The 6140-nt window shown below is 71.9% G+C and carries 7 protein-coding genes; 6 read left to right on the top strand and 1 reads right to left on the bottom strand.

All coding sequences use genetic code 11. The annotated features are described in order from the left end of the window. On the top strand, positions 1-998 hold a 998-nt coding region (locus AC08ON_RS01210), incomplete at its 5' end, for a chorismate-binding protein (protein ID WP_476616312.1). Positions 999-1114: 116 nt separating this feature from the next. Continuing rightward, a complete protein-coding gene (locus tag AC08ON_RS01205; protein ID WP_476616311.1) occupies positions 1115-1696 on the top strand; it encodes a Trp biosynthesis-associated membrane protein in 582 nt (193 codons plus the stop codon). Here the strand turns inward: AC08ON_RS01205 and AC08ON_RS01200 are convergent, their stop codons facing one another. Continuing rightward, positions 1697-2023 (bottom strand): hypothetical protein, encoded by a 327-nt coding sequence (locus tag AC08ON_RS01200; protein ID WP_476606043.1) that lies wholly within the window; start codon positions 2021-2023, stop codon positions 1697-1699. Between the two features lie 562 nt (positions 2024-2585). Here AC08ON_RS01200 and trpC point away from each other — a divergent pair. The 4 genes from trpC to AC08ON_RS01180 form a co-directional block, all read left to right on the top strand. Continuing rightward, positions 2586-3389, top strand: a complete 804-nt coding sequence (gene trpC / locus AC08ON_RS01195) for an indole-3-glycerol phosphate synthase TrpC (RefSeq protein WP_476606044.1) — start codon at positions 2586-2588, stop codon at positions 3387-3389. A gap of 68 nt (positions 3390-3457) precedes the next feature. Next, positions 3458-4783 (top strand): tryptophan synthase subunit beta, encoded by a 1326-nt coding sequence (trpB, locus tag AC08ON_RS01190; protein ID WP_476606045.1) that lies wholly within the window; start codon positions 3458-3460, stop codon positions 4781-4783. A 121-nt stretch (positions 4784-4904) separates the two neighbouring features. Further along, positions 4905-5726 (top strand): tryptophan synthase subunit alpha, encoded by an 822-nt coding sequence (trpA, locus tag AC08ON_RS01185; RefSeq protein WP_476606046.1) that lies wholly within the window; start codon positions 4905-4907, stop codon positions 5724-5726. Between the two features lie 172 nt (positions 5727-5898). Next, positions 5899-6140 (top strand): prolipoprotein diacylglyceryl transferase family protein (locus AC08ON_RS01180; RefSeq protein ID WP_476616310.1); only part of this gene is annotated, 242 nt, incomplete at its 3' end.

Genomic DNA, 6140 nt, shown 5'->3' with positions numbered 1-6140 from the left:
CCGGTGGGGACGCGGACGCCGCCGCACACCCGGCCGGGATCGACCTGGACGCCGCCTACGACGACGCGGTGGCCCGGCTGGAGGCCATGACCAGCGATCTCGCGAAGTGGAACGAGCCGACCGTGGCGACCACGGCGGGCACCGCCGCGGGGGTCGGCGACTTCGTCTCCGCCACGCCTCCCGGTGCCTTCCAGACCGCGGTCGAGCGGGCCATCGAGGAGATCCGTGCCGGCGAGTGCTTCCAGATCGTCGTCTCGCAGCGCTTCGAACGGCGGACGACCGCGGATGCGCTCGACGTCTACCGGGTGCTGCGGACCTCGAATCCGAGTCCCTATATGTACCTGCTGCGTTTCGCCGACCACGACGTCGTCGGATCCTCCCCGGAGGCGCACGTCAAGGTCACCGGCCGCCGGGCGTTGCTGCATCCCATCGCGGGCAGCCGGCCCCGGGGAGGCACTCCCGAACAGGACGCCGAGCTTGCGGCGGAGCTTCTCGCGGATCCGAAGGAACGCTCCGAGCACGTGATGCTGGTCGACTTGGTCCGCAACGACCTCGGGCGGGTCTGCAACCCCGGTTCGGTCCGGGTCGTCGAGTTCGCGGCCATCGAACGGTTCTCGCACATCATGCACATTGTCTCCACGGTGATCGGTGAGGTGGCTCCGGACCGCAGCGCCGTGGACGTGCTGGCCGCGACGTTTCCGGCGGGGACGCTCTCGGGGGCGCCCAAGGTGCGGGCGATGGAGGTCATCGACGAGCTGGAGCCGACCCGGCGGGGCCTGTACGGGGGCGTGGTCGGCTACCTGGACTTCGGCGGTGATCTGGACACCGCGATCGCGATCCGCACCACAGTGATGCGTGACGGTATGGCCTACGTTCAGGCCGGAGCCGGCATCGTCGCGGATTCCGATCCCGACACCGAGGATCTGGAAAGCCGCGCGAAGGCCGCCGCCGTCCTGCGCGCCGTCGAGGTCGCCGAGTCGTTGCGACCGCCGTCATGACGGCCGCGGGGTTCCCCCCCGCGGGGCGCCCATCCTCCCCGCGCGACCGGGCCGGCACCGCGGAGCCGCCTTCGCCGGGCTACCGTCCCGGAGGCGATGTGCACGCGGTCGAGGCGATGCGACGCGGCCACCGGGAACGCACCCTCGCGGTGCTGGGATGTCTGCTCGGTGCCGGCGTCGTGCTCGTGTCGGGCGGTGCGACCTGGGTGTCCGCCCGGGTGAGCGGGCCCCGCGGTGGGGCGGACGGCGGCGCCGTCGCAGCGCCACTCGCCGTGCACTGGACCGGCGGGGCGCTCGCATCGACGGCGACCGCTCTCGCCCTGGTCGGGCTTGCCGCGGCCGTGGCGATCGTGGCCACCCGGCGCATCGGGCGGCTGGTCATCGGTGTGCTCACCGCGGCAGCCGGGACCGGTATCGCCTACGTGGCCGGACGCATCGGCTGGGATCCACTCCCGACGCTGCGCGAGACCGATCAGGTCCGCCAGCTCGTGCCCGGTGGCCAGGCGCGGATCGATGACGTCAGCCAGACGATCGCTCCCTGGCTGTCGTTTGCGGGCGGGCTGCTGCTCATCCTCGGCGGCGCCCTCGTCGTCCTGCGCGGCCGGTCATGGCCCGCAATGTCCGGCCGCTACCAGGCCCGCGATGCCACTCCGGCCGACGCCTGGGACGCGATCGAGCGGGGCCACGACCCGACCTGATCACCTGGCGTCTCCGCGACGCCCGGCTTGGCGGGCCGGCCAGCCGGAACCGGGAGCGCCACCGGCCAGCGGGTCGGCGGGCGCCAGGTCCGCGGGTGGGAGGTCGGGAAACGGGTCGACTAGCTCCGTGAGAGCCAGTGCCCGGCGGTCCAGGTCGGCTTCGAGCATCATCATGACGGCGTCCATCCGGATCAGGCAGCGGGACAGCTCGTCGAGTTGCTCGGCGAGCTCGGGCTCGAGGCGGAGCCGCCGGTGCGCACCCGGGGCGTCGCGCGCCGCGGGCACCCGGGCGGCGCCGAGGGGGGACGAGAGGGGGCGGCTGTCCATCGGAACTCTCCTTGGTATCGAACTCATGTTTGAGCGTAGGGGGTGCCGACGATCGACGCCAGCCCGCCACGCTGTCCCTGGGGTGCTGCCCGGGTCCGCCCGAGGGTTCGGGTCCGCCCGAGGACATGTGCGGCGTGCCATGCGTGTTTCCGGTCGGCGAAGGCGCGGCGGTCCCGAGTGCGCGCGGCGCGTCGCGGCAGCCGATCCCGAGAACCCGTCGTGCGGCCGGCCGGATCTCGTGATGTCGTCGCCCGGCGATCGAGGTGGTAACCCGGTGGTGCCTCTGCACACGGTGGTTCACCGGCCTCGTCGCGTTACTCTGTCAACGGGCTCACGACGCAAGATCGATTGCGGACCGTAGCTGATCGGTGCAGGCGGATCCGAAGTGGCTGACAGTGCAGCGTCCGTGAAGATGGGTGTGTTCGGGCTGCTACCCGATTCCTCACGGGAAAGTCAACTATGTGGAGTCGTGGATCGTAGCCGCATGTGGGGGCGCCGGGCACACCGTGCCTGCCTGGCCTACCATCGGCGGCATGACCGCGACAGTCGCGAGCGCGGGGCGATGAGCGTTCTCACCGAGATCCTCGACGGGGTCGGGATCGATCTTGCCGCCCGCGAGCAACAGACCTCTCTGGCAGATCTCAAGCGGCGGGTGGAACGCGTTCCCGACCCGAAGGACGCGCTTGCCGTCTTCCGGGACTCCCGGGTCTCGGTGATTGCCGAGGTGAAGCGCCGTTCCCCCTCGAAGGGGGAGCTGGCGACCATCACCGACCCCGCTGCCCTCGCCACCGAGTACGAGGCGGCGGGCGCCGCCGCGGTGAGTGTCCTGACCGAGCAACGGCGCTTCGGTGGCTCCCTGGCCGACCTCGACGCCGTGCGTCGCGCGGTGGACGTCCCGCTGCTGCGCAAGGACTTCATCGTGTCGCCCTACCAGGTCTTCGAGGCCCGGGCGCACGGGGCGGACATCGTCCTGCTCATCGTCGCGGCGCTGGACCAGCCGCGGCTCGTCGGCCTGCGCGAGCGGATCGAGTCCCTGGGCATGACGGCGCTGGTCGAGGTGCACGACGAGGCGGAGATGCTGCGGGCGCTGGACGCCGGCGCCCAACTGGTCGGGGTGAACGCCCGCGACCTGCACACGCTGAAGATCGATCGGAGCACCTTCGCCCGGCTCGCGCCGATGGTGCCCCCGGAAGTGCTCGCGGTCGCCGAGTCCGGCATCCGGGGGCCGCACGATCTGCTCGCCTACGCCGCCGCGGGGGCGGACGTGGTACTGGTCGGCGAGGCAGCCGTCACCGGCGATCCTCGTCAGACGGTCGCCGATCTGGTGGCGGCCGGCGCGCATCCGGCGGCCCGGGTCGGGCGCTGAGGCCACCGGCGCCCGTGCCCTGGTGCCCGTGCCCTGGTATCCGGGGCTCGGCCCTATACAGTCGCACCGTGACCATCCGAACCGCTGCCGAGTCAGTTCGCCCCGCGGCCGCCGGAACCGGGACGCCGTCGGGCTCCGGTCTGGTCCGTCCGGACGCATCGAGCTGGCAGGCGTTCCCGGACTCTTCGGGGCACTTCGGGCGTTTCGGTGGTCGCTTCGTCCCCGAGGCCCTCATGGCGGCGCTGGACGAGCTCACCGCAGCCTACGCGGCGGCCAGGGTGGATCCCGGCTTCACCGCGGAACTGGACGGGCTGCTGGCGAGCTACGCGGGCCGGCCCACTCCGCTCACCGACGCCCACCGGCTCACCGCGCACGTTGGCGGTGCCCGCATCCTGCTCAAGCGTGAGGATCTCGCGCACACCGGTTCCCACAAGATCAATAATGTTCTCGGGCAGTGCCTGCTGACCCGGCGGATGGGCAAGACCCGGGTTATCGCCGAGACCGGAGCCGGTCAGCACGGTGTTGCCACGGCCACCGCCTGCGCCCTGCTCGGCCTGGACTGCGTCGTCTACATGGGCGAGGAGGACACCCGCCGGCAGGCCCTCAACGTCGCCCGGATGCGCCTGCTCGGCGCCGAGGTCGTCGCGGTCACCTCCGGCAGCCGAACCTTGAAGGACGCCATCAACGAGGCCATGCGCGACTGGGTGGCCACCGTTGACACGACCCATTACTGCATCGGGTCGGTGATGGGCCCGCATCCGTTCCCGATGCTGGTCCGCGACTTCCAGCGGATCATCGGGGTCGAGGCGCGCGCCCAGGTGCTCGACCGTGTCGGCCGACTGCCCGACGCCGTCGTCGCCTGCGTCGGTGGCGGCTCGAACGCGATGGGCATCTTCCACCCGTTCATCCCCGACGTCGAGGTCGCGCTGATCGGCTGCGAGGCCGGGGGGGACGGGGTCGCCACCGGTCGGCACGCCGCGGCGATCGCCGGCGGTTCCGCGGGCGTGCTGCACGGCATGCGGACGTTCCTGCTGCAGGACGAGTTCGGGCAGACCCAGGTCTCCCACTCGATCTCGGCGGGTCTGGACTACCCTGGCATCGGCCCCGAGCATGCCCTGCTGCACGAGACCGGTCGGGCGAGCTATCGGGTCGTGGACGACACTGCCGCGATGGAGGCGCTCGCGCTGGTGGCCCGTACCGAGGGCATCCTGGTCGCGATCGAGAGCGCGCACGCCTTCGCGGGTGCCCTCGACGTCGCCCGGAAGCTCGGTCCGGGCACGCTTGTCGTCGTCAACTGCTCCGGTCGGGGGGACAAGGACGTCGACACCGCCGCCCGCTGGTTCGACCTCCTCGACGAGGCCGATGCCGTCGGCGGTCCGGCGCGACCGGCCTGAGGGACCCTGAGGGACCCTGAGGGACCCTGTCTCGGGACCGGCAGCAACCAAGACGGGACGCACAGAACGCGCAGGACAGACAGGCCATAAAGGCCCTCGGGCTCGACGGAACGGACGCACGGTGCAGAGTCGGTTGGACGCAGTGTTCGCGGCGGCTCGCGAGGAGGGGCGGTCGGTGCTGGTCGGCTATCTGCCCGCGGGATTCCCGACGGTGGACGGGGCGATCGAGGCCATGCGGGCCATGGTGGCGGTGGGAGTCGACGTTGTTGAGGTCGGCCTGCCCTACTCCGACCCCACCATGGATGGTCCGGTGATCCAGGACGCGGCGGATGCGGCCCTGCGCGGCGGGGTCACGACGCGGGACGTGATCCGCACCGTCGAGGCCGTCGCCGCGACGGGGGCCCCGGCCCTGGTCATGTCCTACTGGAACCCGATCGACCGCTACGGCGCGGCCTCGTTTGCGGCCGATCTGGCCGCCGCCGGGGGCGCCGGGGCAATCACTCCGGACCTGCCGCCCGAGGAGGCCGGGCCCTGGCTCGACGCGTGCGCCGCGCACGGCCTGGCCCCGGTGTTCCTCGTCGCTCCCAGCTCCTCGGACACCCGTCTCCGGCTGGTCGCTGGCGTCGCGCGCGGCTTCGTCTATGCCGCCTCGCTGATGGGTGTCACCGGGACCCGGGCGGCGGTCGGCGAACGGGCGGCCGATCTGGTCGCCCGGGTGCGGTCCGCCACCGAGCTCCCGGTGGCGGTGGGGCTCGGGGTGAGCACCGCGGCGCAGGCCGCCGAGGTCGCGGGCTTCGCCGACGGTGTGATCGTCGGCTCCGCGCTGGTGAAGGTCCTGCTTGAGGCGGAACGTTCCGGAGCCGGCGCCTCAGCGGGCCTCGCCGGAATCCGTCGGCTCGCCGCGGAACTCGCCGGAGGGGTGCGCGCTCCCGTTTCGGCGTGAACTCCCGGCCGTCCCGACCCGGCCGTCACATCTGTCGCCCACATCGAGTATTGCCCGCATCGAGCGCCGCATATATCACCCCGCCGCGCACCGAGCGAGACACGTGACTGTGCGACACGTGGCCGGGGCACCCCGCGCGTGATGGACGGGTCCACGGGATAGCCTGGCGACCGTGGTTCTCGCCGCTATTCCCAGCCCATCGCGTGGCGTGGTGCATCTCGGGCCGGTGCCGCTGCGTGCCTACGCCTTGATGATCATTATTGGCGTCTTCGTCGCCGTATTCGTGACGGGAAGAAGGCTGCGCGCCCGCGGCATGGATCCCATGGTGGCCAGCGAGGTCGCCTACTGGGCCGTCCCGTTCGGCATCGTCGGCGCCCGCGTCTACCACGTGGTCAGCACTCCGGCCGTCTATTT

The organism is Frankia sp. CoWAU3 (genome assembly GCF_977971855.1).
This window is presented reverse-complemented; position numbering and strand designations above follow the sequence as displayed.